Source organism: Mycobacterium sp. TH-M15, from assembly GCF_057473705.1.
Map to the genome: position 1 here is coordinate 1 of NZ_JBYCLB010000699.1, position 1,601 is coordinate 1,601.

The 1,601-nt window shown below is 71.8% G+C and carries 3 protein-coding genes and 2 pseudogenes; 3 read left to right on the forward strand and 2 right to left on the reverse strand.

What is annotated here, in order from left to right; translation table 11 throughout:
• Positions 1-305: FAD-binding protein (locus AC2VNT_RS17220; RefSeq protein ID WP_486948010.1), on the reverse strand; the 305-nt coding region annotated here is incomplete at its 3' end.
• Between the two features lie 27 nt (positions 306-332).
• On the opposite strand from AC2VNT_RS17220, the pseudogene AC2VNT_RS17225 reads away from it, so the two are divergent.
• Together AC2VNT_RS17225 and AC2VNT_RS17230 are read left to right on the forward strand one after the other, a co-directional pair.
• A pseudogene (locus AC2VNT_RS17225) lies at positions 333-500 on the forward strand (PIN domain-containing protein); the annotation flags it as partial.
• A 61-nt stretch (positions 501-561) separates the two neighbouring features.
• Positions 562-687 (forward strand): hypothetical protein, encoded by a 126-nt coding sequence (locus AC2VNT_RS17230; RefSeq protein ID WP_486948011.1) that lies wholly within the window; start codon positions 562-564, stop codon positions 685-687.
• A gap of 134 nt (positions 688-821) precedes the next feature.
• On the opposite strand, the gene AC2VNT_RS17235 is transcribed toward AC2VNT_RS17230, so the two are convergent.
• Entirely contained in the window at positions 822-1,418 is a 597-nt protein-coding gene (locus tag AC2VNT_RS17235) for a TetR/AcrR family transcriptional regulator (protein WP_486948012.1), read from the reverse strand.
• A 54-nt stretch (positions 1,419-1,472) separates the two neighbouring features.
• Between AC2VNT_RS17235 and AC2VNT_RS17240 the strand changes: the two are divergent.
• A pseudogene (locus tag AC2VNT_RS17240) lies at positions 1,473-1,601 on the forward strand (FMN reductase); the annotation flags it as partial.

Here is a 1,601-nt window from a genome sequence, read left to right on the forward strand (position 1 = left end):
AGCGCGGCCCGCATCAGCTGGTCCAGGTTCACCCCGGCGTCGACGTCCACCAGGGCGGTGCCGGCGTCCATCGAGTGGATCCGGTTCAGCGCGGTCATGTCGATCACCAGCCCACCGCCGTTCTGGGCGTTGTCGCCGTAGGAGCGGCCCAGCCCGCGGGCGATCACGCCGCGGCCGTGCGAGACGTCGGCGGCCTGGCCGACCGCCTTGACGATCAGCTCCGGGTCCGGCGTGGACAGCACCTGCGCGACGGACGGCGCGGTGCGGCCCCAGCCGGTCAGCCGCCTGCTGGTGGTGGGAAACATCGTCAAGAAGGGTACCGCCCGGGGGGACAGACCGTGCTTTCCGATCACGGACAACACCGCGATCCCTCGATGCCGGGTGCGTTCATCGCAGCGACCGTCGAACTGGGGGAGCTGACGGTGCTGCACGTCGACAAGAACTTCGACACGATCGCCGCGCCGACAGGCCAGAAAACGGATAAGCTCACCCAGGGGCCGGCAGGCCGCGGCCGCCGACGCCGCCGACGCCGCCGACCCGGCCGTCGACGGCGCAGCGACCATGCTGGTCGAATTCGCCGACAGCGGCGCCAAACCGGTACTGGGCACCGGCACGCCCGCCCAGGTGGGCCGCGCGGTGGTGCGGGCGATCGAACGCGACAAGGCCGAGATCAGCGTTGCGCCGTGACGCCAACGGGTGATGGCTCGGCTGGCGATGATGGCCCCGGAGCTATCCAGCCGTACCGCGGGCCCGTCGGTCACCGAGTCGATGGACGCGATCGTCGACGGCCAGGCAGGCAAACGCTAGCGCTAGCGGCGCCGTCACCGCCCACAAAGCTTGCCCGCCAGGCTTTCCCACCCGTCGGCTAGTGACTCCAGGCTGCGCCCGCGGATGAGTTGGTGCTCGACGTAGCCGGCGTCGAGCAGCGCCAGCAGCGCATCGGCCTGGACATCCAGATCGCCGGTGGCGCCGGCGGCGTCCAGCAGCATCCGAACGTGGCTGCGGTGCAGCGCCGCCGGACCGCTGCCGCCGGTCGACGCAGCGCGGCTGGTCTGCGACAGCAACGTCAGGTGGTCACAGACGAAGCGCAGCCGCGCGCGGCCGAATGCCACCAGCCGGGCCACCGCCGGCGCATCCGGGCCGAGTGGCGCCGGCCCGAACATGAACGCCTGCTGCTGGGCCCGCTCGTCGGCGTCGAGCAGTGCGATCATCAGCCCGGCCCGGTTACCGAACCGACGGAACAGGGTGCCCTTGCCGACCCCGGCCACCGCGGCGATGTCGTCCATGCTGACCGCGTCGGCGCCCCGCTCGCCGATCAGTCGGCGCGCCGTGGCCAGTACCCGCGCCCGGTTGCGGGCCGCGTCGCTGCGCTCCCTCGGCTTGGCCAACGGCAGCTCGACTACGGCCACGGCATGCACTATAAGTCTAGAAATCGGACTGCAGTCCGAATACGCTGACGGAAGGAAGCGCCGATGGCCGACGTCACGGTGCTCGCCCTGGTCGGCAGCTTGCGCGCGGCGTCGGTCAACCGCCGGATCGCCGCGCTGGCCGCCGACAGCGCCCCGACCGGGGTGCGGGTGATCGTCTACGACGGCCTCGGC

Coding starts and splice junctions, on each gene's coding strand:
- AC2VNT_RS17230 (WP_486948011.1), top strand. CDS start 562: ATGCTGGTCGAATTCGCCGACAGCGGCGCCAAACCGGTACTGGGCACC.